This window comes from Aquimarina celericrescens (assembly GCF_042682765.1).
In the GTDB taxonomy this organism is placed as follows: Bacteria; Bacteroidota; Bacteroidia; order Flavobacteriales; family Flavobacteriaceae; genus Aquimarina; species Aquimarina celericrescens.
The window spans coordinates 166,173-190,585 of record NZ_JBHUHY010000034.1 but is presented as its reverse complement, the minus strand read 5'-3'; the positions used below and the strand labels follow the sequence as shown (position 1 = coordinate 190,585).

The 24,413-nt window shown below is 34.5% G+C and carries 24 protein-coding genes and 1 riboswitch; of the genes, 4 read left to right on the top strand and 20 right to left on the bottom strand.

What is annotated here, in order from left to right:
* Window positions 1–49 precede the first annotated feature (49 nt).
* The 8 genes from rlmN to rsgA all read right to left on the bottom strand — a co-directional run bounded on the left by rlmN (window position 50) and on the right by rsgA (window position 6,757).
* Window positions 50–1,090, bottom strand: a complete 1,041-nt coding sequence (gene rlmN / locus ACFSJT_RS20440; protein ID WP_378322220.1) for a dual-specificity RNA methyltransferase RlmN — start codon at window positions 1,088–1,090, stop codon at window positions 50–52.
* A gap of 78 nt (window positions 1,091–1,168) precedes the next feature.
* Complete coding sequence (locus ACFSJT_RS20435; RefSeq protein ID WP_378322218.1) at window positions 1,169–2,101, bottom strand: chalcone isomerase family protein; 933 nt, start codon at window positions 2,099–2,101, stop codon at window positions 1,169–1,171.
* A 302-nt stretch (window positions 2,102–2,403) separates the two neighbouring features.
* Complete coding sequence (gene queA / locus ACFSJT_RS20430; RefSeq protein WP_378322217.1) at window positions 2,404–3,453, bottom strand: tRNA preQ1(34) S-adenosylmethionine ribosyltransferase-isomerase QueA; 1,050 nt, start codon at window positions 3,451–3,453, stop codon at window positions 2,404–2,406.
* 78 nt (window positions 3,454–3,531) lie between these two features.
* Window positions 3,532–4,752, bottom strand: a complete 1,221-nt coding sequence (locus ACFSJT_RS20425) for a 3-phosphoshikimate 1-carboxyvinyltransferase (RefSeq protein WP_378322216.1) — start codon at window positions 4,750–4,752, stop codon at window positions 3,532–3,534.
* 1 nt (window position 4,753) lies between these two features.
* Entirely contained in the window at window positions 4,754–5,008 is a 255-nt protein-coding gene (locus ACFSJT_RS20420; protein WP_378322215.1) for a hypothetical protein, read from the bottom strand.
* A complete protein-coding gene (locus tag ACFSJT_RS20415) occupies window positions 5,008–5,334 on the bottom strand; it encodes a nucleotide pyrophosphohydrolase (RefSeq protein ID WP_378322214.1) in 327 nt (108 codons plus the stop codon). The genes ACFSJT_RS20420 and ACFSJT_RS20415 overlap by 1 nt, the downstream gene beginning before the upstream one ends.
* Before the next feature lies 1 nt (window position 5,335).
* Complete coding sequence (gene dtd / locus ACFSJT_RS20410) at window positions 5,336–5,788, bottom strand: D-aminoacyl-tRNA deacylase (protein WP_378322213.1); 453 nt, start codon at window positions 5,786–5,788, stop codon at window positions 5,336–5,338.
* An 18-nt stretch (window positions 5,789–5,806) separates the two neighbouring features.
* Window positions 5,807–6,757 carry a ribosome small subunit-dependent GTPase A gene (gene rsgA / locus ACFSJT_RS20405; protein ID WP_378322234.1) on the bottom strand — a complete coding sequence of 317 codons (951 nt, stop codon included), beginning with the start codon at window positions 6,755–6,757 and terminating at the stop codon, window positions 5,807–5,809.
* A gap of 118 nt (window positions 6,758–6,875) precedes the next feature.
* Between rsgA and ACFSJT_RS20400 the strand changes: the two genes are divergently transcribed.
* Window positions 6,876–7,331: a hypothetical protein gene (locus ACFSJT_RS20400; protein WP_378322212.1), complete on the top strand. Its 456-nt coding sequence runs from the start codon at window positions 6,876–6,878 to the stop codon at window positions 7,329–7,331.
* A 139-nt stretch (window positions 7,332–7,470) separates the two neighbouring features.
* On the opposite strand, the gene ACFSJT_RS20395 is transcribed toward ACFSJT_RS20400, so the two are convergent.
* The 6 genes from ACFSJT_RS20395 to ACFSJT_RS20370 form a co-directional block, all read right to left on the bottom strand.
* Window positions 7,471–8,553, bottom strand: a complete 1,083-nt coding sequence (locus tag ACFSJT_RS20395; protein WP_378322211.1) for a chorismate mutase — start codon at window positions 8,551–8,553, stop codon at window positions 7,471–7,473.
* A 93-nt stretch (window positions 8,554–8,646) separates the two neighbouring features.
* Window positions 8,647–9,495 (bottom strand): prephenate dehydrogenase, encoded by an 849-nt coding sequence (locus ACFSJT_RS20390; protein ID WP_378322210.1) that lies wholly within the window; start codon window positions 9,493–9,495, stop codon window positions 8,647–8,649.
* Complete coding sequence (locus ACFSJT_RS20385) at window positions 9,492–10,649, bottom strand: pyridoxal phosphate-dependent aminotransferase (protein ID WP_378322209.1); 1,158 nt, start codon at window positions 10,647–10,649, stop codon at window positions 9,492–9,494. Before ACFSJT_RS20385 ends, ACFSJT_RS20390 begins: the two co-directional genes overlap by 4 nt.
* A complete protein-coding gene (locus ACFSJT_RS20380) occupies window positions 10,646–11,476 on the bottom strand; it encodes a prephenate dehydratase (RefSeq protein ID WP_378322208.1) in 831 nt (276 codons plus the stop codon). Before ACFSJT_RS20380 ends, ACFSJT_RS20385 begins: the two co-directional genes overlap by 4 nt.
* A gap of 342 nt (window positions 11,477–11,818) precedes the next feature.
* Window positions 11,819–13,006, bottom strand: coding sequence for a glycine C-acetyltransferase (gene kbl / locus ACFSJT_RS20375; RefSeq protein WP_378322207.1), 1,188 nt, complete (start codon window positions 13,004–13,006; stop codon window positions 11,819–11,821).
* 55 nt (window positions 13,007–13,061) lie between these two features.
* Window positions 13,062–14,042 (bottom strand): NAD-dependent epimerase/dehydratase family protein, encoded by a 981-nt coding sequence (locus ACFSJT_RS20370; RefSeq protein WP_378322205.1) that lies wholly within the window; start codon window positions 14,040–14,042, stop codon window positions 13,062–13,064.
* Window positions 14,043–14,203: 161 nt separating this feature from the next.
* Between ACFSJT_RS20370 and ACFSJT_RS20365 the strand changes: the two genes are divergently transcribed.
* Together ACFSJT_RS20365 and gldA are read left to right on the top strand one after the other, a co-directional pair.
* The gene (locus tag ACFSJT_RS20365; RefSeq protein WP_378322204.1) at window positions 14,204–14,665 is read left to right on the top strand and encodes an Lrp/AsnC family transcriptional regulator; all 462 of its coding nucleotides are present in this window, start codon (window positions 14,204–14,206) and stop codon (window positions 14,663–14,665) included.
* A 77-nt stretch (window positions 14,666–14,742) separates the two neighbouring features.
* Window positions 14,743–15,642, top strand: a complete 900-nt coding sequence (gene gldA / locus ACFSJT_RS20360; RefSeq protein WP_378322203.1) for a gliding motility-associated ABC transporter ATP-binding subunit GldA — start codon at window positions 14,743–14,745, stop codon at window positions 15,640–15,642.
* A gap of 39 nt (window positions 15,643–15,681) precedes the next feature.
* Here gldA and ACFSJT_RS20355 read toward each other — a convergent pair whose 3' ends face one another.
* From ACFSJT_RS20355 to ACFSJT_RS20335, 5 genes are all read right to left on the bottom strand, one after another.
* A complete protein-coding gene (locus ACFSJT_RS20355) occupies window positions 15,682–16,434 on the bottom strand; it encodes a head GIN domain-containing protein (protein ID WP_378322202.1) in 753 nt (250 codons plus the stop codon).
* Window positions 16,435–16,519: 85 nt separating this feature from the next.
* Complete coding sequence (locus ACFSJT_RS20350) at window positions 16,520–17,617, bottom strand: acyloxyacyl hydrolase (RefSeq protein ID WP_378322201.1); 1,098 nt, start codon at window positions 17,615–17,617, stop codon at window positions 16,520–16,522.
* 72 nt (window positions 17,618–17,689) lie between these two features.
* On the bottom strand, window positions 17,690–18,643 hold the full coding sequence (gene metF, locus ACFSJT_RS20345) for a methylenetetrahydrofolate reductase [NAD(P)H] (protein ID WP_378322200.1): 954 nt from the start codon (window positions 18,641–18,643) through the stop codon (window positions 17,690–17,692).
* 371 nt (window positions 18,644–19,014) lie between these two features.
* Window positions 19,015–21,705 (bottom strand): methionine synthase, encoded by a 2,691-nt coding sequence (gene metH / locus ACFSJT_RS20340; protein ID WP_378322199.1) that lies wholly within the window; start codon window positions 21,703–21,705, stop codon window positions 19,015–19,017.
* Window positions 21,706–21,791: 86 nt separating this feature from the next.
* Window positions 21,792–22,796 carry a homocysteine S-methyltransferase family protein gene (locus ACFSJT_RS20335; RefSeq protein ID WP_378322198.1) on the bottom strand — a complete coding sequence of 335 codons (1,005 nt, stop codon included), beginning with the start codon at window positions 22,794–22,796 and terminating at the stop codon, window positions 21,792–21,794.
* A gap of 124 nt (window positions 22,797–22,920) precedes the next feature.
* Window positions 22,921–23,027, bottom strand: a riboswitch (SAM riboswitch).
* 240 nt (window positions 23,028–23,267) lie between these two features.
* On the opposite strand from ACFSJT_RS20335, the gene ACFSJT_RS20330 reads away from it, so the two are divergent.
* Window positions 23,268–23,696 (top strand): hypothetical protein, encoded by a 429-nt coding sequence (locus tag ACFSJT_RS20330; protein ID WP_378322197.1) that lies wholly within the window; start codon window positions 23,268–23,270, stop codon window positions 23,694–23,696.
* A 74-nt stretch (window positions 23,697–23,770) separates the two neighbouring features.
* Here ACFSJT_RS20330 and ACFSJT_RS20325 read toward each other — a convergent pair whose 3' ends face one another.
* On the bottom strand, window positions 23,771–24,337 hold the full coding sequence (locus ACFSJT_RS20325) for a DUF998 domain-containing protein (protein ID WP_378322196.1): 567 nt from the start codon (window positions 24,335–24,337) through the stop codon (window positions 23,771–23,773).
* Between the last annotated feature and the right edge of the window lie 76 nt (window positions 24,338–24,413).

Here is a 24,413-nt window from a genome sequence, read left to right as displayed (position 1 = left end):
TAATATAAATTGTTTTTTGTTTACAGGTAATCATGTTAATAAAGAAAAATCATGATTTATTTGCCAATTGCCCGCAAGCTGCGTCGATATCTTTCCCTCTGCTTCGACGAACATTTACCACTATCCCTGTGGATTCTAATGCACTAATATAATTATTGATAGCTTTGCCAGACGCCTGCTGAAATTCGCCATCATCTATAGGATTATATTCTATTAAATTGATCTTACAAGGCACGTAAGAACAGAACCTGATAAGGGCATCAATATCTTCTTTTCTATCATTAATTCCGTCCCAAACGATGTACTCATAGGTAATTCTACTTTTGGTTTTGGCATACCAATATTCTAATGCTTCTTTAAGGTCTAACAAAGGGAAAGTTTCATTGAACGGCATTATTGAAGTTCGAACTTCATCAATTGCAGAATGTAACGATACTGCCAGTTTGAACTTCACCTGATCATCTGCCATTTTTTTAATCATTTTTGGCACTCCTGATGTAGATAATGTGATTCTTTTGGGAGACATTCCTAATCCTTCTTTGGCCGTAATTTTATCTATCGCTTCAAGCACGTTATTGTAATTCATAAGTGGCTCTCCCATTCCCATAAAGACAATATTAGATAATGGCCGATTGTGGTACAATCTACTTTCTCGATCTATAGCAACGACTTGATCATAAATCTCATCAGGATTAAGATTACGCATTCTTTTTAATCGTGCCGTAGCGCAAAACTTGCAATCCAAACTGCATCCCACTTGTGAAGACACACATGCAGTAGTTCTGGTAGCTGTAGGTATTAAGACAGATTCTACAATTAATCCGTCATGCAGCCTTACCGCATTTTTTATTGTACCATCGGTACTGCGCTGCATTTGATCAACCCGAATATGATTAATTACAAAATTGTCTTCAAGTAGTTGTCTGGTGGTTTTAGATATATTAGTCATGTCATCAAAGCTATGGGCACCTTTACTCCATAACCATTCATACACCTGATTTCCTCTAAAGGCTTTATCTCCGATCTCTTCAAAGAAGAGTCTTAATTGATCTTTTGTTAATGCTCTTATATCTTTTTTCTTTCCCGTCATACTTTTGCAAAAATAAAAAACTCTGATATCAATATCAGAGTTTTTCTATTATAGTTCTAATGGAGATAAACTTTATTACTATTCTTTTACTCTCTTCCATTGATGAATACCCCCACCACCTTTATATTTTACGTTGAGTATATTTCTATCATCTTCATCTATCCATATTTGACAGTCTGAAACTCTACCATCTCTAATATTTGTGAATTTACCATCCCCATATTCATTTTCTCCTTTAGACTTTAAATTTTTCAGGATTACCAATCCTTCTACTTTTTGATTTTTATCTTTCCCCTGACATTGAAAGCACACATCATCCTTCTCAGAAATCCTTAGCATTTCTACTATAGAGCCAAATACTTTATCTTTCAGCATATAAATTTGGACTATATTTATGGCTACACCGGTTTCTTTATCGTAGGTTTTCCATTTTCCTAGAATCAAGTTTGGATCCAGACTGGCCAGTAAATCTTCCTTTAACTCTTGACTTAAAGGGTTGGAACCTAGCCAAATCTTAAATAAGGCTTGCTTGAATTCTTTATTTGTCAAGGTTCCTAAAATCTCTTTATTCTTAAAAAAAGTGAGCGTACCTCCCTTTTCATATAAAATCTTAAAAATGTCATATTTATTTATCTCGTTAGGAAAAAAGCCCAAAAACTGACGAATCTGATCTTCAAACATAAAACTATTTCCATCTGTAGCTCTTTCTAGGCCATTACGCATCATTTGATCAAATTCATCCTTAGTCATAGATGAAGTCATTTTCATGGTTAATGCCATTGGGCTATCTTTTTCTGCTACTTTGTTACCGTCTTCAAGATCTTCAATATCAAAATCAAGTCCAAAATATGCAGCTAAAGCATATGAGTTTTCATCTTCTCCTGCCCCATTAAGCATCAATTCTTTATCGCCAAAGACATCTACATCATTAAAGTGAACATCTCCAACCTTAGTCTGGGCTATTATACTACAGGCTGTAAAAAATGCTATGCAATATGTTAGTTTTTTCATTGTACCAAGTAATTATATTTAGGTTTAGTTCTTAACATTGATTTGGAATTAAGCAAAAAACGAACCAATTTTAGAAAAAGTACATTTACCATGATCGAATAATGTATGTTTTCGATGAAATCCAATATTTTACGTTTTAATGCCTAATGACCTAAATTATGGTAAAACCGTAATTTAGTGCTCGCGAAAATACTATTTTTTTACAAAAAAACAATTTAATCGCCTAATTTTAAGAAATATATAAAACCCTGTTTAAAACATTTCAAACAGGGCATATAAAATAACTAGCATTCTTACAATAATTAAATAATTAGCATTGCATCACCATACGAATAAAACTTATATTTTTCTTTTACAGCCTCTTCATAAGCCTCTTTAATAAAATCATGTCCTGCAAACGCTGAAACCATCATTAGTAAAGTAGATTTTGGTGTATGGAAATTAGTAATCATGCAATTGGCAATACTAAAATCATAAGGTGGAAAAATGAACTTATTGGTCCATCCTCTGAATTCGTTTAAGGTTCTTTCTGAAGAGACAGCACTTTCTAATGCTCTCATCACTGTTGTACCCACAGCGCAGATTTTCTTTTTATTTTCGATCCCTGTATTAATAATATTAGTTGCGTGGGCGGTAATATAGGCCTCCTCACTATCCATTTTGTGTTTAGATAGATCTTCGACCTCTACGGGATTAAATGTTCCTAGGCCTACATGCAATGTTATCTCTGCAAAATCAACCCCTTTAATTTCTAAACGCTTCATTAAATGCTTTGAAAAATGAAGTCCTGCAGTTGGTGCTGCCACTGCACCTTCATTTTTAGCATAAATTGTTTGGTATCTTTCTTCATCTTCTGGCTCTGTATCTCTTTTAATATACTTAGGCAATGGAGTTTCTCCCAGATCAGTAAGTTTTTGTCTAAACTCGTCATAAGAACCGTCATAAAGAAAACGTAAAGTACGACCTCTCGAAGTTGTATTATCAATAACTTCTGCTACCAAACTCTCATCATCTCCAAAATAAAGTTTGTTCCCGATACGTATTTTTCTAGCAGGATCAACGAGTACATCCCATAGGCGTGTTTCTGAATTTAATTCGCGTAATAAAAACACTTCAATTCTTGCTCCGGTTTTCTCTTTGTTTCCATACAATCTTGCCGGAAAAACCTTAGTATTATTAACAACCATTACATCATTTGGTTCAAAATAATCAATAAGATCTTTAAACTGTTTATGCTCTATAGTTTGATCCTTCCTGTTAAGAACCATTAGACGAGATTCGTCTCTATTTTCTGCCGGATACTCTGCCAATAATTCCTGCGGAAGGTTAAAATTGAAATGTGATAACTTCATTCTTGTCTATTTTTTTGAAGGTGCAAATATACGATCTCACTATAGGGGTTGTCAAGTAAAATAGGATATATTTATTCTTTATAGAATCTTAAACCCTAATTTCTTAAGGTCTGACCAAAAATCAGGGTATGATTTTGAAACCACATCAGCATTTTCGATATATAAAGAATTTCTAAGTGCAAGCGGAGCAAAAGCCATGGCCATTCGATGATCGTTATAGGTAGCTATAGAAACGTCTGCTTTAATTGATTTCGAGGATTCTAAACGCAAAGTATCTTGCGTAATTGTGACACTTCCACCTAACTTTTCGATTTCTGTTTTTAATGCTTCCAGCCTGTCTGTTTCCTTTATCTTAAGCGTGTGAAGTCCTGTTAGATAACATCTTAGTCCTAATCCAAAACATGTAACGGCAATCGTTTGAGCGATGTCTGGAGAATTAGATAAGTCTAACCCTTCTGGTAATCTGATTTCGTTTGAAACCTTCGTTAAAGTAATGATATTATCATCGAATGACGTTTCTACTCCTAAATCTCTGTATATTTCTATTAATGCCGAGTCGCCCTGATAACTCTCTTTTTTATAACTTCCAATAGTTACTGAATCATTAATATTTGCTAATGCTACGATACTATAAAAGTAGGAAGCAGAGCTCCAATCTGATTCTACCCTAACTTTTTGAGAAAGATCATCATTATTTGATAAAATGGTGATTACATTATTTTCAAAAGTTCCTGCAATACCAACGTCTTTTAAAAGACTTAAGGTCATATTTATATAAGGAACTGAGGTAACTTTCCCATTTAATATGATTACCAAACCATCAGGTAAAGAAGCTGCCACTAACATTAAAGCTGATATATACTGACTACTTACATTGGCTTTAAGCGTTACTTGATTAGATATTGGTTGTCTACCCAGAATCTTTATTGGTGGATATCCTTCTTTTTTTTCATAACTAATAGCACACCCTAATTGTCTCAACGCATTTACCAGTATTTTTATTGGTCTTTCCTGCATCCTCTTACTTCCGGTAAGTATTGTTTCTCTGCCCTTCTTAACCGCAAAATACGCTGTGAGAAAACGCATTGCTGTACCTGCATGATGAATATCAATAACGACTTCATTGCTTCGCAATGCTCTTTGCATTAATTTTGAGTCATCGCTATTAGATACATTTTCTATTTCTATATTTGGATATAATGCTTGTAGAATCAATAATCTATTGGTTTCACTCTTTGATCCTGTAATTTGTAAGGTATTATTTTCTATACTTGAAATGTTTTCTAATTTCAAATTCATATTATCGATTTGATTTTCGTTTTCTTAATTCAAAATAGTATGCCATGATCATCCCATACACTAATCCTCCTGCGACTCTAGAAATAAAATATCGTACCCAGTTTCCGTTAGCGATTTTATCATTGATAAAAGAATCTATGGCCAAGCCACTATATTGCATTATATGCTCTATGAGGCTAAATAGTACTATAAAACCCAAACCAATAAAACTCACAGAAATCCAATATTTTTTAGAAGAAATAATTTCTTTGAACATTATTTTAGCTTTTCATTGTTATGGTGTCGATTATGATCTCGCTTCGTTTTAATATCCAACTTCTTATCAAAAGCTTCTTGAAGATTTACACCTGTTTGATTAGCCAAACATAACACGACAAACAAAACATCAGCCAATTCTTCGCCAAGATCCTTATTTTTATCGCTTTCTTTTTCGCTTTGCTCGCCATAACGACGTGCAATAATTCTGGCAACTTCTCCTACCTCTTCGGTAAGCTGTGCCATATTGGTAAGTTCATTAAAATATCGTACTCCGTGATTTTTAATCCACTCATCTACTGCTTTTTGTGCGTTTTCGATATTCATGTTATTCTTTGTTTTTTGTATCAATTGTTATCGTTACCGGCCCATCATTTAATAATCTTATTTTCATATCAGCTCCAAAAATTCCAGTCCCAACTTTTTTTCCCAAATCCTTTTCAAATTGTTCGACAAAATACTCATATAATGGTACTGCAATATTTGGTTTGGCTGCTTTAAGATAGCTTGGCCTGTTTCCTTTCTTCGTACTTGCGTGAAGGGTAAATTGACTAACGACAATAGCCTTACCATCCACATCTAAAATACTTTTATTCATTATTCCATTTTCATCATCAAAAATACGTAAACGGGCTATTTTACCAGACAACCAATCAACATCCTCTTGATTATCTTCACTCTCTATCCCAAGCAAAATCAATAATCCTTGATCAATACTAGAAATAACTTTTTTTTCTACAGTTACGGAAGCTTCAGAAACTCTTTGAATCACTGCTCTCATATAAGACGTAGCGTATTATTATTCCACATCATAATTATTCTTTCTATAATGTTCTTCTTCTCCTTCCAGAATTTGTAAATAACTTTTATATCTTGACCAAGCAATTTCTTCATTATCCAGAGCCTCTTTAACGGCACATTTGGGTTCGTTAATATGAAGGCAATTATTAAACTTACATTCTGATTTTAGTTTAAAAAATTCAGGAAAATAGTCCCCCAATTCTTCTTTATTTATATCTACAATTCCAAAACCTTTAATCCCTGGTGTATCAATGATTTTAGCTCCAAAACTTAAATCAAACATTTCTGCAAAAGTGGTGGTATGCTGACCTTGCTGATGCTGATCACTAATCTCTGCTGTTTTTAGAGACAAGTTAGGCTCTATCAAGTTAACTAGTGTTGATTTACCCACACCGCTATGGCCAGAAAACATGCTTACTTGACCCTTCATTAAGGCTTTTACTTTATCTACATTTTTACCTGTTTTGGCAGAAATTCCGATACATTCATATCCAATTTTCCTGTATAAGGCCGCCAAGTATTTGATCTCTAAAAGTTCATCTTCATTATACGTATCAATTTTGTTAAAAAGTAATATTGTCTTAATTCCGTAAGCCTCTGCAGTAACCAAAAAACGATCTATAAATGTTGTAAAAGTTGGTGGGTTATTAAGCGTAACTAATAAAAAAACTACATCAATATTCGAAGCAATGATGTGAGTTTGCTTTGAAAGCTTTACTGATTTTCTAACGATATAATTACGTCGTTCATGGATGTTTTCTATAACACCCGTTTCCTGATCATTGTTGGTTTCTAGTTTAAAATCTACTCGGTCTCCCACTGAAACCGGGTTCGTACTTTTAATACCTTCTAATCTAAACTTACCTTTGATGCGGCATTCGTATATCTTACCGTTTTCTGTTTTAACGGTATACCAACTTCCTGTAGATTTATATACTGTACCTGTCATAATCACAAAGATGCAAATATTAATATTTTTAAGGGCTCTATTTTTTTCTTTATTCGAAAAAATTAATGGCATAACTATTGGTATATTGGATGATATTAAATATTAAATACAAATCATTATGAAAAAAAAATTAGTCTTAATTGCTCTATTAGTCCTTGGCTTGAACACTACTTTTTCGCAAGAAGTGTATGAATTCCAAATCGTCACTGTTATCGAATCTATCGTTCCCAGTGGTCTGGGAAGATCAAGAATGCTTACCACCAATGATGTTCGCGATTATAAGGAATTTACATCTACTCGCACTGGTGAAGATGACAAAAGAAATAAATCAAATCGTAGTGAGATTCGAGTAAAGGGTTTCGATGAAACTAAACTTTTAAACTTCTTCAATCTTGGTGGAATTCGTTTTCAAAACATTGCAGCAAATGATGCTTTAGTCACTTCAAAAATTAATGAAATGTCTACTCAAGGATGGGAACTAGCTTTTATTAATAGCGGTGTTGAAAGTTTTGGTGGAAAAGGCGATGGTAATGGAATCTACGTAACCCGTTATACTTTCAAAAGAAAAAAATAAATTACCACAAGGTCTAAAAAGACTCGAAAAACGTCATTACGAAAAATTTTAATTTTGAAGTAATCTGTTTTTCAGCAACTTAAATTTGACAGATTCCTTCGCTATGCTCGGAATGACACCTTTTTAGACCTTTTTTTTATCATCCTCTGGCAACTTTTTTCTGATGATTAATAGATTCCTGGTGAATTGCTTTATAAATTCTTAACATAAATTCTTCACTTAGTCCTTTTTCTTCACCTTCAAGAATCATTTTACCCAAAATCTCATTCCAACGTTTTGATTGAAGAATAGCGACATTTTGTTTAGCTTTCACTTTACCAATTTCGTCAGATATTTTCATTCTTCTTGATAAGATTTCCAATAATTGATTATCTGCTATATCGATTTTAGCCCGAAGTTCACTAAGTGCTTTTTGATACGCTTCATCATCACCGATTTCTTTTCTTATTCTTAAATCTTTCATGTACTGAATTAATGTTTCTGGCGTAATCTGCTGTTTTGCATCGCTCCATGCGTTATCGGGATCATAGTGCGTCTCTACAATCAATCCATCAAAATTAAGATCTAAGGCTGTTTGAGAAAGATCAAAAATTAAATCCCTATTCCCAGCTATATGGGATGGATCTAAAATCAATGGGAGGTCTGGGAAGCGATTTTGTAAATCAATAGGAATTTGCCATTCAGGAATATTACGATATTTTGTTTTTTCGTAGGTTGAAAACCCTCTGTGAATAACCCCTAGATTTTTTACATCTGCCGTATAAAAACGTTCTACAGCTCCTAACCACAAAGACAAGTCTGGGTTTATAGGATTTTTAATCAGAACGGGATTATCAATCCCTTGACAAGCATCTGCTATATCCTGAACGATAAATGGAGACACGGTACTTCTAGCACCAACCCATAATACGTCTATATCATGCTTTAAGGCCAACTCTACATGATGCGGATTGGCTACCTCGGTAGCAATTTTCATTCCGGTTTCTTCTTTTGCTCTCTGAAGCCATTTTAACCCCAGAGCACCAACTCCTTCAAAATTCCCGGGCCTGGTTCTTGGTTTCCAGATACCGGCTCTTAATACAGTAGCATCAGAATCCTTAAGCTGATGTGCAATTTTTAGTACTTGTTCTTCGGTCTCTGCACTACACGGTCCACCAATCACTAGTGGATGATCTAAATTATAAGCATCTAACCAGTTTCTAAGTTCTTTTTTATTTTCCATTTCTATCTTTTATTCTTTAAATTAAGTTTTTTTGTGTAAGGCTAACTATTTTATTAGATTCCAGCCTACGCCGGAATGACAACTAATAAATCTTTAGTTTATTCCTTTTAAAATTGATTTAATATGGTTTGTGCTTTCCATCTCTTTATAAATTTCATCAAAATCATCTTTCTCCATTAATTCTTTAAACTGAGTAAGATTTGTAATATACTCTTGTAGCGTTTCGATTACATTCTCTTTGTTATGTTTGAAAATTGGTGCCCACATAGCAGGAGAACTTTTTGCTAATCTTACTGTTGATGCGAAACCACTTCCTGCCATGTCAAAAATATCACGTTCGTTCTTTTCCTTTTCAATTACCGTCTTACCTAACATAAATGAGCTAATATGAGATAAATGGGAAACATAGGCGATATGTTTATCATGCGAAACAGGATCCATATAACGAATCCGCATTCCTAATCTCGAAAAAATCTCCATTCCTTTTTCCTGCAATTTGAAGGCAGTTTTTTCTACCTCGCAAACAATATTGGTTTTCCCTCTGTATAAATTAGCAACAGCTGCTTCAGGACCAGAAAATTCTGTACCTGCAATAGGGTGTGCAGCCAAATAATTTCTTCTTTTATGATGATTTGATACTACTTCGCATAACTTTTGTTTGGTAGATCCAACATCAAAAACCAAACAGTCATCAGACACTACATCTAAAACCTCAGAAATTATAGTTACTGTGGCATCTACAGGTATCGCTATGATCACAATAGTCGCATCTTTAAGGCCTTTTAAAGACGCTTTGTTATCTATAACCCCTAGCGCTAAAGCTTTATTGAGGTTTTCTTCATTTTGATCGATACCATAAATTAAGGCTTCGTTAAAAGCTGCTTTAATGTCTATGGCAAACGAGCCGCCTATTAGTCCTGTTCCTATTATGAATACATTCATGCTGTTACTTGTAGCCTTTTTATTGCTTCTTTTATATTCTCTTGTGTAATGCAAAGCGAAAAACGAATATATCCTTTACCATTACTCCCAAAGATATCTCCCGGAGCTATGAAAATATCATTCTTATACAAAATAGTATCGATAAAATCTACCGCATTTGTTCCTTCTGGCAGTTTTGCCCATACAAACATACCCTTGGCAGTTTTATCATAGCTACAGCCCAAAAGAGATGCCAACTCCCAAATCAATTCTCTTCTCTTTTCATAAATAGCATTCATCTTATCATACCAACCGTTTGATATTCTTAAAGCTGCAATAGCACCTCTTTGTATCCCTTGAAACATTCCACTATCCATATTACTTTTTACTTTAAGTATCGCCTCAATTTTATCTGAACTTCCGCTAACCATACCCACTCGCCATCCCGCCATATTGAAGGTTTTGCTTAGTGAGTTTAACTCTAATGCTACTTCTTTTGCTCCTTCAATGGATAAAATACTTACCGGACTGTCATTTAAAATAAAACTATATGGATTATCCTTTACCAATAGAATGCTATGTTTTTTGGCAAAATCAATAATTTTCTTAAACATGCTTATATTTCCTGAGGCTCCTGTTGGCATATTAGGATAATTAATCCACATAATTTTCACCTTACTCAGATCCATTTTTGAAAGGCTATGAAAATCAGGCGCCCAGTCATTTTCTTCAACCAAATCATAGAATATTGGTTTTGCCCCAACAAGATTAGTAACTGATGCATATGTAGGATACCCCGGATTTGGAATCAATACTTCATCCCCTTCATTAAGGTAGGCTAATGATATATGCATTATACCTTCTTTAGATCCCATTAACGGTAAAATTTCGGTTTCAGGATTTAAGTTCACAACATATTTATCTGCATAAAAATCTGCGATTGCCTGTCGTAATTCTGGTAACCCCTGATAACTCTGATATTTATGGGCACCATCTACTACTACTGCTTCTTGAATAGCTTTAACGACTTCTTCAGGAGGATCTAAATCTGGACTTCCGATAGCCATATTCAATACCGGTTTCCCTGAAGCCGCGAGCTCTCTGACTTCTCTTAATTTTTTTGAGAAATAGTATTCTTCTACTGTTTCTAATCTTTTTGCGGTTTGAATACTCATCCGTTTTGATTTTTATATTCGCCTAATACTTTTAATTCTAAGGCCATAATCTTTAAAATAGACATTGCCTTTTCATAATTTTGGTAATCCTTAAAAGTCACATCTACAAAGAAGGAGTACTTCCAAGGCATATTGATTACAGGTAATGATTGTATCTTGGTCAAGTTTAGATTACAATCACTCATTACATTAAGGACAGTTGCTAAACTCCCTCTTTTATGATCTGTAAGAAACTTCAATGATGCTTTGTTAATTTGCTTCTTTTCTACGCCTGAGTTCTCTCTCGTGTTTAAAATAAAGAATCGAGTACTATTTGATTTTATGGTTTGAATTTCTCTTGCCAAAATATTTAAGTCATAGATATTAGCTGCTGTCTCGCCTGCTACCGCTGCAATTCCTTTGAGTCGTTTTTCATGGATTCTTTTAGCCACATCTGCAGTATCGGCATCTTCCACTAATTTGATATGGGGTCGAGATCTAAAAAACTCTTTACACTGCAACAATGCCATTGGATGGGAATACACCTCTTGAATATCCGAAATTTCTTGACCCTCGAGCGCCATTAAACAATGGTGTATTGGTAAAAAATACTCGCCACTAATCGTAAGATTATGCTCGTCGATATAAGCATAATTAGGAATAATAGAGCCTGCAATACTATTTTCTATAGCCATTACAGCATCTGTACTTTTATGACTTTCAAGACTATTTACCAATTCCCGAAACGACATGCATTCATCGACTGCTACATCTGCACCAAAATATGCTTGTGCTACTCCGTGGTGATAAGATCCTTTTATTCCTTGTATGGCAACTTTTTTACTCAAACGTTTTAAATTTTCTTGTCAAAAAAAAATCCCGACTTTTCAGCGGGATTCTAACTATACTTTAAACTATTATTTACATAGCAATCCCGATCTTACTTTTAAAATAAAAGAAGAAAAAATAAAATCGGTTCCAAGTAAATGCGTTGTTCACTATTTTATGTTTTATAGTGCTAAATTAGGTAAAACTATTACTATTAAAAATGTTTTTTTATTTTTTTCACCCTTGAACAAGTATTATCATCATATTTTGAATTATTTTCTAATATCAATGAAATATTTCAAATAAAACATAAAGAATACTGCTAATCTTTTATGTTTTAGATTGCTAACAAACGTTTGTAATTAAATAACTCCTAACTCTTTACCAACTTTTGTAAAGGCTTTAACCGCTTTTTCCAGGTGATTACGATCATGCGCTGCAGATAATTGAACTCTAATTCTCGCTTTTCCTTTGGGTACCACCGGGTAAAAGAATCCTATAACATAGATCCCTTCGTCTAACAGCTTAGCAGCGAATTCTTGTGCTAACTTTGCTTCATATAACATAACTGGTACTATTGGATGATCCCCAGGGATAATATCAAATCCTGCTTTGGTCATTTCTGATCTGAAATACTTTGTATTTTCTTCTAATTTATCCCGAAGCTCTGTTGACGAACTAAGTAAGTCCAAAACTTTTATGGAAGCCCCCACAATTGAAGGTGCTACGGTATTTGAAAACAAATAGGGCCTTGAACGCTGTCGTAACATCTCTACAATTTCTTTTCGAGCTGCGGTAAACCCTCCTGAAGCACCACCAAGTGCTTTCCCATAGGTCCCGGTAATAATATCTACGCGACCCATTACATTTTTGTATTCGTGCGTACCACGACCCGTTTTACCCAAAAATCCAGTAGAATGGCATTCATCTATCATGACCATAGCCTCATATTGATCTGCCAAATCACAAATTTTATCTAATTGAGCGATAGTCCCATCCATAGAAAAAGATCCATCGGTGACAATTAATATTCTTCTGGCACCCTTAGCCTGCACTAGTTGTTTTTCTAAATCGACCATGTTATTATGCTCGTACCTAAAACGCTTGGCTTTACATAAACGAATTCCGTCGATAATAGAAGCATGATTTAAAGCATCAGAAATTATGGCATCCTCTGGCCCCAAAATAGGCTCAAATAATCCTCCGTTAGCATCAAAAGCAGCAGCGTACAGGATACAATCCTCCATTCCGAGGAATTCTGCTGTCTTTTTTTCTAATTCTTTATGTATGTCCTGCGTACCACAAATGAATCTTACCGATGACAACCCATAACCATGGGAATCAATTGCTGCCTTACCTGCTTTTATAACTTCGGGATGTGATGAAAGTCCCAAATAGTTATTGGCACAAAAATTTAACACATGACTATTTTTGGTGGTGTCTATTTCGGCGCCTTGAGGAGTAACAATGATACGCTCAGATTTGTATAGTCCTGCCTCTCTAATTTCGTCTAATTCCTTTTGTATATCATCTTTAATATTTGAAAACATAAGCTGCTATATTTTATTCTTAATTGTTAATTGAGTTCTTTTTAAAGTATTTGAATCAAAAAAGTAAAGTCTCCAAATTTTTTGATCCCGTTTTATACTTTTCTTTTAGCTTTTGGATCATTGTTTGAGTAATCATTTCTAGATTATATTCTGGTTTCCAACCCCAATCCTTAGCCGCAGCAGAATCATCTATTGTTTTTGGCCAACTTGCTGCAATATCCTGGCGGAAATCTGGTTCATACTTCACTTTAAAATCAGGATATAATTTACGAATTTCTGCAACCACTTCGGCAGGAGAAAAGCTAATTCCTGCTACATTATAAGAAGTGCGGATTTTAATGTCCTCTTTAGGAGCATCCATGAGTTCAAGTGTAGCTCTTATAGTATCATCCATAAATATCATGGGTAGCGTTGTATCTTCTTTTAAGAAACAAACAAACTCTTCGTTAAGTACTGCTTTATGATAAATATCTACAGCATAATCGGTAGTTCCCCCTCCTGGTAATGATTGATATCCAATAACTCCAGGGTATCTTAGTGATCGTACATCCAATCCATATTTTAAAAAATAATACTGTGCCCAATTTTCTCCGGCCGCTTTACTCATGCCATAAACAGTTGCTGGATCTAAATATGCATTATTGGGGGTATTTTTCAAGGGAGCTCCTGTCCCAAAAACAGCAATCGAACTAGGAAAAAACACTCTATCAATAGTATTCAATCTCGAAACTTCTAGCACCGTAAACAATGTTTTCATATTGATGTCCCAAGTCTGTAGCGGATTTTCTTCACCTCTGGCAGAAAGTATGGCTGCCAGGTGGTAAATCTGTGTAATGTTATATTTGGAAACCAACTCCTGAATCCTCTCTTGATTCGTTGCATCGGCAATTTCGAATATGCCATGAAAATCCTCTTTTTTCTTTAAGTCAGAACCTATAACATTCTCTATTCCAAATTTTTTCTGAAGAGCGCCGATCAAAACAGAACCTAATTGCCCGTTAGCTCCAATAACTAAAACTTTTGTTTTTGTATTCATAAATAAAAGTATTATTCACTTAGCAAAGTACAAAAAGTAGATTTTAAAACCTTGTTTGATATATAAATAAGTGAATTTTACTGTCAAATAAACAATATTAAACTATATTTACTATTTAAGAATACCTATTTAAACTTTTAAAGTAAATTTTTGGAAATGAAATGGAACATCTAGATCCGACAGATATTACGATACTAAGAATCCTACAAGAAGACTCTAAAAAAACAGCAAAGGAGATTGCAAATATCCTTAACTTAACCTCATCACCCGTCTATGAACGAATACGAAGGCTAGAGAAACAAGGATTCATAAAAAAGTATGTAGCAATTCTTGATAAGAAACTTATTGATAGATCTGTAACAACCATTTGCCAGGTCTCAATGCGCTATCATAACGAGGCTTTTATAGAAAAATTTGAAGAACAAATTCAAAACCTAAAAGAGGTACAGGAATGTTATCATATGGCAGGCCAGGTAGATTTTATTCTAAAAATACACACCAAAAGTTTAGAAGATTACCATGACTTTGTAAAGACCAAGCTTTCAAAGATTGAAAACATCGGGGTTTTAAACAGTACTTTCGTACTAAAAGAAATCAAACACACATCTGAGTTTTTTATTTGACCCAGAAATCATAATATTCCCGAATACTCGTTACATTAGGAAATCTAATTCTTTATTTTTGACAAAAATAACTATGCATGTCCATATCGGTATCAAACATTTCAAAGTCTTACGGAGAGCAAAAAGCATTAAACAATATCAGTTTTGAGGTAAAACCAGGAGAAATTGTTGGTTTTTTAGGACCTAATGGGGCTGGAAAATCAACTATGATGAAAATTTTGACTACTTATTTGGATCCATCAGAGGGTAAAGCCATCGTAAATGGTTTTGAAATCGACAACCAGTCTATAGAGGTTCAAAAAAGTGTAGGATATTTACCAGAACATAATCCTTTATATCTCGAAATGTATGTAAGAGAATATTTATCATTTAATGCCCAGATATATAAAATCTCAAAATCAAGAATAGAAGAGGTCATCGAATTAACAGGGTTAACCCCAGAAGTAAATAAAAAAATCGATCAACTTTCTAAAGGCTATAGACAGCGTGTAGGATTAGCTTGTGCCTTACTTCATAATCCGCAAGTTTTGATTTTGGACGAACCAACTACTGGTCTGGATCCCAATCAACTTGTAGAAATTAGAGAATTAATTAAATCAATCGGCAAGAAGAAAACCGTCTTCCTTTCTACACATATCATGCAAGAAGTAGAGGCTATGTGTGATCGAGTACTCATTATTGATAAAGGAACCATTGTTGCTGATAAGAATTTAAAAGATTTGATTGATGACAAAAATCAAATTATAAATGTTGAATTTGATTACCGAGTTGAAGAAGCGTTTTTACAAAAACTACCTTATGTTTCTGAAGTAAGAAATACCAATGGATTTATATATGAAATTACTTTTGAAACTTCTACTGATATGCGTCCAAAAGTATTTGACTTCGCACATGATAATGAATTGAAAATACTTCAATTATCAAGAAAAAATAAAAATCTGGAAAGCCTTTTTAGAGAATTAACTGGTAAAGCTTAGTAGATTTATGTTTGTGTATTACGAATTAGACTTTGGTCTTTATTGAAATATAAGCGTGCCCGTAAAGAACTCTTCAATCTCTACTACCGGAGGTCTATTTAAAGAAACTAAATCCCCAGTACTTCGTAGTTCACCTCGCAGAGAATTTACAGGATTCACGATAATTTTGTTGGTCCCCCTATGGTAGATATTTACGTTTTGTGCTATCAAATCACCTCCTTCAAACCTTCCTATCCCTGAAAAGAATCTGACACTTAAATCATTAGTTCTTCCTGAAATGAAAAAAGAAGTAATATTATTTGAAACAACAGCTATATTTTGAGAATCTACAGTTAGATGAAAGGTTCCGGTTGTAGTTCCTGTATCCTCGTTAAAATCTTCAGATAATAAACTCAAGTTAGGATAGCTTAGTAAACCATCAGACGAAATATCAAATTGTGTGGCACTTCTAATTTCGGTAATATTTGGTGCCGTTACAAAAATTTTGGTTTGATTAAAGTCCCTGAAAAAAGCACAATCATTAGTGTCATTTAGAATAAGACGATTGTCTTCAACTGTTGCAGACACTTCATTTAACAAATTATCTCCTGTCTCAATAATTACTGAAGTGATTTCTCCTTCCTTGAGTATCAACTCTACATTTGGATTTACTAAAATCTTGGTAAAATTTGCAACCGCTACTTGTTGTCTAATAATGTTACCTGTTCTTTGAAAGCAATCTGATGCACTTTCAGAATCACATCCTATTACCAGCAAAGCACTCAATATTAAAATAATTCTTACCACTTGCATATTTATGAGAAAGACTTCGACAAGCTCAGTCTAACATTTAAATTTTTATCAACATCGTACTTCTAAAATAGTACATCCTAATTTACTATAACCTATATCCAATGGTAAATTCCATGGCTTCTGCCTTAGCAGCATGTGATCTCACTGTAAATTCTCCTAATATATTCTTAGTAAAATAATATCGCAGTCCAGCTCTAAGATAGGTTTGCCCTTCGAAATCAAAAGGATAATACACATAATATCCATATTGGGTTAAGACCGATATCTTATTTACTCGTAACTCGTGACCCAGATATATCCCCAGTCGCTTCGCATCTTCATCACCTGTGGTGCCATCATTAAAACCTCCAGTAGCTCTGAAATCAATAAATCGTTCTAATGCCTCAGAAAAAAATAGCTCGGCACCTAACTGAAATGCACTTTTTTTGTTTATTCGCTTATCGATAAAAGCACCTATAGTGTAAAAGGGAAACCTTCCAGATCCTACCACATCACTTTCATTAACGCCACTTCTAAACAAAAAGCCATAACCAAATGGTTCTGAACCTTTAACCAATCCTTTTTCTTTTTTGGCATATTCTGGAAATTTTTCATCTAAAGAATAGGTTACTCCTGCGTTTAAAAATAAAGTATTAGTGCTTTTATTGGGTGCTTTGGCATTTCCATTAGAATAATGCACAATTCCTAATCCCGCTTGAAGCCCCAATCCTTTTAAAAGATTTTCTTTTTTAAAATTCAAAAGGAAATACGTAGCACTAGTTAAATGTGATCCATGTGCAATATTTCTAAAATTATCATCTTCGTCATAAGGATTCGTACTGTAAGCCATTCCCTGTCCTAGTCTAAGCATTAAATTTCGCTTTAAAAAGTAAAAATTATAATGGGCATAGATACTAAAATGTTCACCAAGATAACGATTATCTAAGTCATGGTAAATAAAAGAAACTCCGTATTCTGGATTATTATATAATCGTTGCCACACTTCATCGCCAAATGTTTTACGTTGAAAAGAAAAAATAACTCCAGAAGGATGCCCCGTGATTAAATGAGAGATATCAGGGTTATGTTTAAGGATAGTACCATAAAAATTATTGACATCGAAGGTATAATATGCTTTTGATTCGTCTTGAGCATGGCTTTGAAAATACACTACAAATAATAACAGGTATATCCGTTTTATCATCCGGCAAAAGTAGCAATTATAGTAAAATAATCAACTTTATCTTAAAACATAAAAAAATAACGAATTTTATGTTTAGAAAATTGCTGAAGCGATCTTTTTAATATTATCGGATTTCCCCATTGAATAGTAGTGCAAGACCGGCACCCCATAGTCCATTAACTCCTTAGATTGCTGAATTGCAAATTCGACCCCAACCTCTCTCACTTCTTTATTATTCTTGCATTTCTCTATCGCTCTTACCAATTCATCTGGCATATCTAACTTAAAAACTTGCGGCAATAACTGAAGATGTCTTTTTACGGCTACTGGTTTGATTCCAGGGATTATTGGGACATTGATCCCTGCATCTTTGGCTCTTTCAACAAAATTAAAATACCGCTTATTATCAAAAAACATCTGGGTAACCACATAATTTGCTCCTGCATCTACCTTATTTTTTAACCTTCGAATATCAGAGTCCATCGATGGAGCTTCCATATGCTTTTCGGGATAACCTGCAACTCCCACGCAAAAGTCAGATTTATTATCGGTTTCTATAACTTCATGTAAAAATTGTCCTTCATTCATGTTAACAATTTGCTCGACTAGCTCATTTGCGTAACAATGACCCCCTTCTGTTGGAGTAAAGTATTTTTCTTCTTTCATTGCGTCTCCACGTAAAGCCATAATATTATCAATACCCAAATAATGACAGTCTACCAGTAAATATTCTGTTTCTTCTTTTGTGAACCCCCCACAAAGTACATGCGGAATAGTATCTACATTGTATTTATGTTTTATCGAAGCACAAATACCCACCGTACCAGGACGCATACGGGTTAATTTTTTATCTAAAAGACCATCTTTATCAATATAAATGAATTCCTCTCTAGAAGTGGTTACATCTATAAAAGGAGGATCGAATTCCATCAAAGGATCGATATTATTATATAATTCCTGGATGCTTCTTCCTTTTTGTGGTGGTATTAATTCAAATGAGAACAAAGTTTTGCCTTTTGCATTTTTTATATGATCTGTAACTTTCATTTTTAAGTTTATGGTTCTAATCTTTTTTTAATGGCGTTCGAGCGGGCTTTCAGCTATATCTTTTACATTTATTGTACCCTTCGAGAGCCTCAGGGTACAATAAATGTAAAAGGATGTCGCTTCAATCCCTAACGCAATTATTTTTTATAATCATCCTCGCTGAGCCTTCGCCCCATGTCATAAGATTATTATGTATTAATTTTACTTCTTCTGATCGGTTTTGTGGGCTGTCTAAAAAGGATCAGAAAACGTCATTACGATCTGCCTTTGGGCGGAGAAGTAATCTGTTTATCAGTAACTTAAATTTAACAGTTTCCTTCGCTTCTCTCGAAATGACGACTTTCTAGACAGCTACATTTAGTTTTTAATCCTTACTCTTGCAAATTTGGATTCAACCATTTCTTGGCATATTCAAAATCTATATTTTTTCGCCCGGCAAAGTCCTTGACCTGATCTTCTTTTATTTTTCCTAATCCAAAATATCTGGCCTCAGGATTTCCAAAATAATATCCAGATACCGATGCAGCGGGCCACATCGCTAAGCTCTCAGTTAATTCAACTCCAATCTTTTCCTTTACTTGCAATAATTCCCAGATTGTTAATTTTTCAAGATGATCAGGACAAGCAGGATACCCCGGTGCTGGCCGAATCCCTTTATACGACTCTTTTATTAAGTCTTCATTAGACAGTGCTTCGTCATTTGCGTATCCCCAATCTTCTTTACGAACTTTTTCATGAAGATATTCTGCAAAAGCTTCAGCCAAACGATCTGCAAGCGCTTTGATCATTATCGAATTATAATCATCATGATTTGCCTCAAATTCTTTGGCTAATGCTGCGGTACCAAAACCTGTGGTCACACAAAAACAGCCTATATAATCCTTTACTCCACTCTCTTTTGGAGCTATAAAATCTGATAACGCAAAATTAGGTTTACCAGCGTGTTTTTTAAGTTGTTGACGTAGTGTACGAAATTTGAATTCTCCATGTTTTGTTACTACCTCGATATCATCATCATTTACTGTGTTGGCCTCGAACAGTCCAAAAATAGCCTTGCCTGTCAATAATTTCTCATCAAATATTTTTTGTAATAGTTCTTGAGCATCATGAAACAAAGATGTTGCTTGCTTACCTACGACCGCATCAGATAAAATACCAGGATATTTCCCGTGTAAATCCCATGACCTGAAAAAAGGAGTCCAATCTATGTAAGGTTTCAATTTTGAAATATCAAAATCATCGATCACCTGTATCCCGAGGTGATTAGGTCGTACTACTTCAGAAGTGGCCCAATCTATACTGTACTTGTTCTTCCGAGCTTCTTCAATAGACAAATATTCTTTTTTCTTTGTTCTTTTCAGGAATCCCTCTCTAAATTTCTCATAGTCCTCTTTTAAATCACCTACATATTTTTGATTGTTCCTTTTATTTAATAAATCACCCACTACAGTTACTGCTCTGGATGCATCATTAACATGAACAACGGCATTTTTGTAATGTGGATCTATTTTGACAGCTGTATGCGCTTTTGAGGTGGTTGCTCCACCTATCAAGAGTGGAACTTTGAAATTTTTACGTTCCATTTCCTTGGCCAGATATACCATCTCATCTAGTGACGGAGTTATCAATCCGCTTAATCCTATGATGTCAACTTGTTGATCAATTGCAGTTTGAATAATCTTTTCTGGTGGTACCATCACACCCAAATCTACTATCTCATAGTTATTGCAACCCAACACTACTGAAACTATATTTTTTCCGATATCGTGAACATCACCTTTTACAGTTGCCATCAATACTTTTCCTGCAGAGCCATTACCCTGAACAGTTTTTGGGTTTTTCTTTTTTTCTTCTTCAATAAACGGAAGCAGATGTGCTACTGCTTTTTTCATTACTCTTGCAGATTTTACGACTTGCGGTAAAAACATTTTACCAGATCCAAATAGATCACCCACGACATTCATGCCTGTCATTAAGTTACCTTCTATAACTTCGATAGGCTTGTCTGCTTTTTGCCGTGCTTCCTCTACATCTTCTACGATGTATTGGTCAATTCCTTTTACAAGGGCTCTGGTAATTCTATTTTGTAGCGGTTCTTCTCTCCAGGAAAGGTCTACGGTTTTCTCTTTATTTATTCCTACAACTGTTTCTGCAAAATCTAATAATCGTTCTGTAGCATCATCCCTTCTATCCAAAATCACATCTTCTACATGATCCAGGAGGTCTTTGGGGATATCATCATACACTTCCAGCATGGTAGGGTTTACAATTCCTATATTCATTCCGGCTTTGATGGCATGATATAGGAATACAGAATGCATGGCTTCCCGTACCGGATTGTTTCCTCTAAAAGAAAAGGAAACGTTACTTACCCCACCACTTACACTACAGTGTGGTAAGTTTTCTCTTACCCATCTTGTTGCTCCGATAAAATCAATAGCATTTTTGCGATGTTCCTCCATTCCTGTAGCAACTGGAAAAATATTAAGGTCAAATATGATATCCTCTGGCGGAAATTTTACCTGATTCACTAAAATATCATAAGATCGTTTAGAAATTTCTATGCGTCGTTCGTAGTTATCTGCTTGTCCAACTTCATCAAACGCCATTACGATCACCGCAGCACCGTATCTCTTTATGGCTTTGGCATGCCTTATAAACTCATCTTCTCCTTCTTTAAGACTGATAGAATTCACAACACATTTCCCTTGCACTACCTGTAATCCGGCCTCTATAATTTCCCATTTTGAACTATCAATCATGATAGGCACTCTGGCAATATCGGGTTCTGCCATAATAAGATTCAAAAATTTGACCATAGCTTCTTTACCATCGATCAAACCATCATCCATATTAATGTCTATAATCTGTGCGCCTCCTTCTACCTGATGCCTGGCAATGTCTAAAGCCTCGTCAAACTTTTCTTCTTTGACCAAACGTAAAAATTTTCGTGAGCCAGCAACGTTAGTTCGCTCTCCTACATTTACAAAATTGGATTCAGGCGTAATTATTAATGGCTCAAGTCCAGAGAGTTGTAAGTATTTTCGTTTTTCTTTATTCATAATCCGTTGTCAAGCTGAGCTTGTCGAAGCCTATTTGAAATTGTAAGATTATAGCATTTCGACAGGCTCAATTTGAAATTTCTTTTTCAATCTGTTAAAACCGCTATGTTTCTAGGTTTATAATTTTTGGCCAACTCTGCAATGGCTTTAATATGATCTGGAGTAGTACCACAACACCCTCCTACAATATTGATTAAATTTTTATCAAGATATTCTTTGATTTGAGAAGCCATTTGCTCTGGAGTTTCATCATACTCTCCAAATGCATTTGGTAATCCTGCATTGGGATGAGCCGATACTGCAAAAGGTGCTTTTTGAGAAAGCACTTCTAAATGAGGAGTTAATTGGTTTGCTCCCAAAGCACAATTAAAACCTACCGATAGCATAGGAATATGGGATATCGATATCAAAAAAGCCTCAGCTGTTTGCCCTGATAATGTTCTCCCACTTGCATCAGTTATTGTACCGCTTACCATTACAGGAACTTCTATATCTCTTTCTTCTTTTATTTCTTCAATAGCAAAAAGTGCTGCTTTGGCATTTAATGTGTCAAAAACAGTCTCAACCAGCAAAATATCTGCTCCACCATCCAAAAGTGCCATGACTTGTTGTTTGTAAGCAATTTTAAGCTCATCAAAACTTACTGCTCTGTACCCTGGATCGTTTACATCTGGAGACATACTGGCTGTTTTATTGGTGGGCCCTATCGACCCCGCCACAAATCTTGGTTTATGTGGCTCTTTGGCGGTAAACTCATCTGCTATTTCTTTGGCGATCTTTGCTGACTGGTAATTTAACTCATACACCAAATCTTCCATTTGGTAATCGGCCATGGCAATTGTTGTACCTGAAAATGTATTTGTTTCTACAATATCTGCTCCAGCTTCAAAATACAATCGATGTACTTGTTTTATAGCTTCGGGTTGTGTTATACTCAATATATCATTATTACCCTGAATAGGAACCGGCCAATCTTTAAACTGTTCTCCTCTAAAATCCTCTTCTGTGAATTTGTGTCGCTGTAACATGGTACCCATAGCTCCATCAAGCACGAGAATTCTTTCATCTAATATTGCTTGTATGTCTTTCATTATATATTTGGTGTTAATTTGGATTCCAGCCCATACTGAAACCACAAATTTTTTTCTTTAAAAGAAAAAATCAAATTTTATTGTATCAAGAAAATAATGGAAAATATAGCAGCGCTATGAATCTTCGTTATCTACCCCGCTTGTTGCGGATAGAATGTAGCACCTTCTTTAAAGGCTAAAGGGTTGCTAAGGTTTCATAGGGTCTATTCCCTCCACCTTTCTTGATAACAGTGTAAATAATTTTATGAACTCAACAGTTAATACTGTTAATTTGATTACAAATAAACAGTATAGCCCTGTGTTTTGCAAGTTTATTTAATGATTTTACTGATTTATAAAAATTCTTAAGCATTTTATGAATAAAATAAAGGTTTCCAAAGGTTACTATATTAATTATCTAATTTTACAGTGCAACTTTCGTATTTAAAAAATGTCATTAATAAAATCTCAAGAATACAATAGTCTAAAACAATGAATGAAATTACAGAGAGAAAAAGCTGGTGGAACCGAAATCGGAAATGGATTTCCTTGTTTATCATTATATTAATTCCAATCGTAACGTTTTTTTCGCTTACAGGTGATGCTACGTTTAGATATGGTTCGGCTCACATGCAACCCGGGCTCATAAAAAATGCTTATGAAATGGCTAATAAAAATGAAATAGTGAGTCAAAAATTAGGCCAGCTATCTGAATATAACTTTTTGCGGTTAATTGAAGGGGATGTTCTATATGATAATAATGGAAATACAGTATATATTACTGTAAATCTCTTAGGTACCAAAAAGAAAGGCAAGCTTGATATTTATGCTCATCAAAACGGTGAAAAATGGGAATACCAAAAGGTCATTGTTAGAATTAAAAAACCTCGAAAGGAAACGATTAAAATCTTTGAAAAATAAATTTCGCATTGAGCCTGTCGAAATGCTTTAATCAAACGACAATTAAGGTATTCGCTCAATTGAATATAGGCAAGTTATAATTTATTCAACTTAAATAAGTAATAATTACAAAGCAAAAACCATCCCACTAGGATTATTGCCAGTAAACGTTCGTAGGCTCCTTCATAAGCTTCAGGAACAAACTTAAACATCGCAAGCAAAATGACTATAGAGGTTCCAATGGTAACATGCCATTGATACCACTTTTGAGATACTTGTCTAAATTTTGACATCCAAAGAATCATTGAAACAAAACAGCAAATTGCAATGAATCCAACAGCGACTAAATGAATTGTAGTACCCGGCTCACCGATAAGATCATTCAGCTCTGCCAATGAAATGACACCAATAGCCATTAAAATTAGAAACGAAGCACCTAGTTTTAGTCTGACTTTAGTGTAATCAAATATAAAAAGGGCGATTGAAGTTGCAATAACTCCAACTCCAAATAGGCTTAATCCAATATCTTGAATATATGCATATTTACCATGAGCAAGTTGACTTATAGTATCTCTTAAAGGATTGTGTTTCTCGACAATTATAATTCCAATGATATCAGAAATAAGAGCCGCAAAGCATCCTAAGACTCCTGTAACTGACAAAAATCGAATGTATTTTTTATGTTGACTTTTGGTGAGGTTACCTTCTATTCTTAATCCTATATAATATATAGTAAGG

What these genes read in the sequence shown, in the direction of transcription:
- rlmN (WP_378322220.1), bottom strand. Translation starts at nt 1,090, where the DNA reads ATGACGGGAAAGAAAAAAGATATAAGAGCATTAACAAAAGATCAATTA.
- ACFSJT_RS20435 (WP_378322218.1), bottom strand. Translation starts at nt 2,101, where the DNA reads ATGAAAAAACTAACATATTGCATAGCATTTTTTACAGCCTGTAGTATA.
- queA (WP_378322217.1), bottom strand. Translation starts at nt 3,453, where the DNA reads ATGAAGTTATCACATTTCAATTTTAACCTTCCGCAGGAATTATTGGCA.
- ACFSJT_RS20425 (WP_378322216.1), bottom strand. Translation starts at nt 4,752, where the DNA reads ATGAATTTGAAATTAGAAAACATTTCAAGTATAGAAAATAATACCTTA.
- ACFSJT_RS20420 (WP_378322215.1), bottom strand. Translation starts at nt 5,008, where the DNA reads ATGTTCAAAGAAATTATTTCTTCTAAAAAATATTGGATTTCTGTGAGT.
- ACFSJT_RS20415 (WP_378322214.1), bottom strand. Translation starts at nt 5,334, where the DNA reads ATGAATATCGAAAACGCACAAAAAGCAGTAGATGAGTGGATTAAAAAT.
- dtd (WP_378322213.1), bottom strand. Translation starts at nt 5,788, where the DNA reads ATGAGAGCAGTGATTCAAAGAGTTTCTGAAGCTTCCGTAACTGTAGAA.
- rsgA (WP_378322234.1), bottom strand. Translation starts at nt 6,757, where the DNA reads ATGACAGGTACAGTATATAAATCTACAGGAAGTTGGTATACCGTTAAA.
- ACFSJT_RS20400 (WP_378322212.1), top strand. Translation starts at nt 6,876, where the DNA reads ATGAAAAAAAAATTAGTCTTAATTGCTCTATTAGTCCTTGGCTTGAAC.
- ACFSJT_RS20395 (WP_378322211.1), bottom strand. Translation starts at nt 8,553, where the DNA reads ATGGAAAATAAAAAAGAACTTAGAAACTGGTTAGATGCTTATAATTTA.
- ACFSJT_RS20390 (WP_378322210.1), bottom strand. Translation starts at nt 9,495, where the DNA reads ATGAATGTATTCATAATAGGAACAGGACTAATAGGCGGCTCGTTTGCC.
- ACFSJT_RS20385 (WP_378322209.1), bottom strand. Translation starts at nt 10,649, where the DNA reads ATGAGTATTCAAACCGCAAAAAGATTAGAAACAGTAGAAGAATACTAT.
- kbl (WP_378322207.1), bottom strand. Translation starts at nt 13,006, where the DNA reads ATGTTTTCAAATATTAAAGATGATATACAAAAGGAATTAGACGAAATT.
- ACFSJT_RS20370 (WP_378322205.1), bottom strand. Translation starts at nt 14,042, where the DNA reads ATGAATACAAAAACAAAAGTTTTAGTTATTGGAGCTAACGGGCAATTA.
- ACFSJT_RS20365 (WP_378322204.1), top strand. Translation starts at nt 14,204, where the DNA reads ATGGAACATCTAGATCCGACAGATATTACGATACTAAGAATCCTACAA.
- gldA (WP_378322203.1), top strand. Translation starts at nt 14,743, where the DNA reads ATGTCCATATCGGTATCAAACATTTCAAAGTCTTACGGAGAGCAAAAA.
- ACFSJT_RS20355 (WP_378322202.1), bottom strand. Translation starts at nt 16,434, where the DNA reads ATGCAAGTGGTAAGAATTATTTTAATATTGAGTGCTTTGCTGGTAATA.
- ACFSJT_RS20350 (WP_378322201.1), bottom strand. Translation starts at nt 17,617, where the DNA reads ATGATAAAACGGATATACCTGTTATTATTTGTAGTGTATTTTCAAAGC.
- metF (WP_378322200.1), bottom strand. Translation starts at nt 18,643, where the DNA reads ATGAAAGTTACAGATCATATAAAAAATGCAAAAGGCAAAACTTTGTTC.
- metH (WP_378322199.1), bottom strand. Translation starts at nt 21,705, where the DNA reads ATGAATAAAGAAAAACGAAAATACTTACAACTCTCTGGACTTGAGCCA.
- ACFSJT_RS20335 (WP_378322198.1), bottom strand. Translation starts at nt 22,796, where the DNA reads ATGAAAGACATACAAGCAATATTAGATGAAAGAATTCTCGTGCTTGAT.
- ACFSJT_RS20330 (WP_378322197.1), top strand. Translation starts at nt 23,268, where the DNA reads ATGAATGAAATTACAGAGAGAAAAAGCTGGTGGAACCGAAATCGGAAA.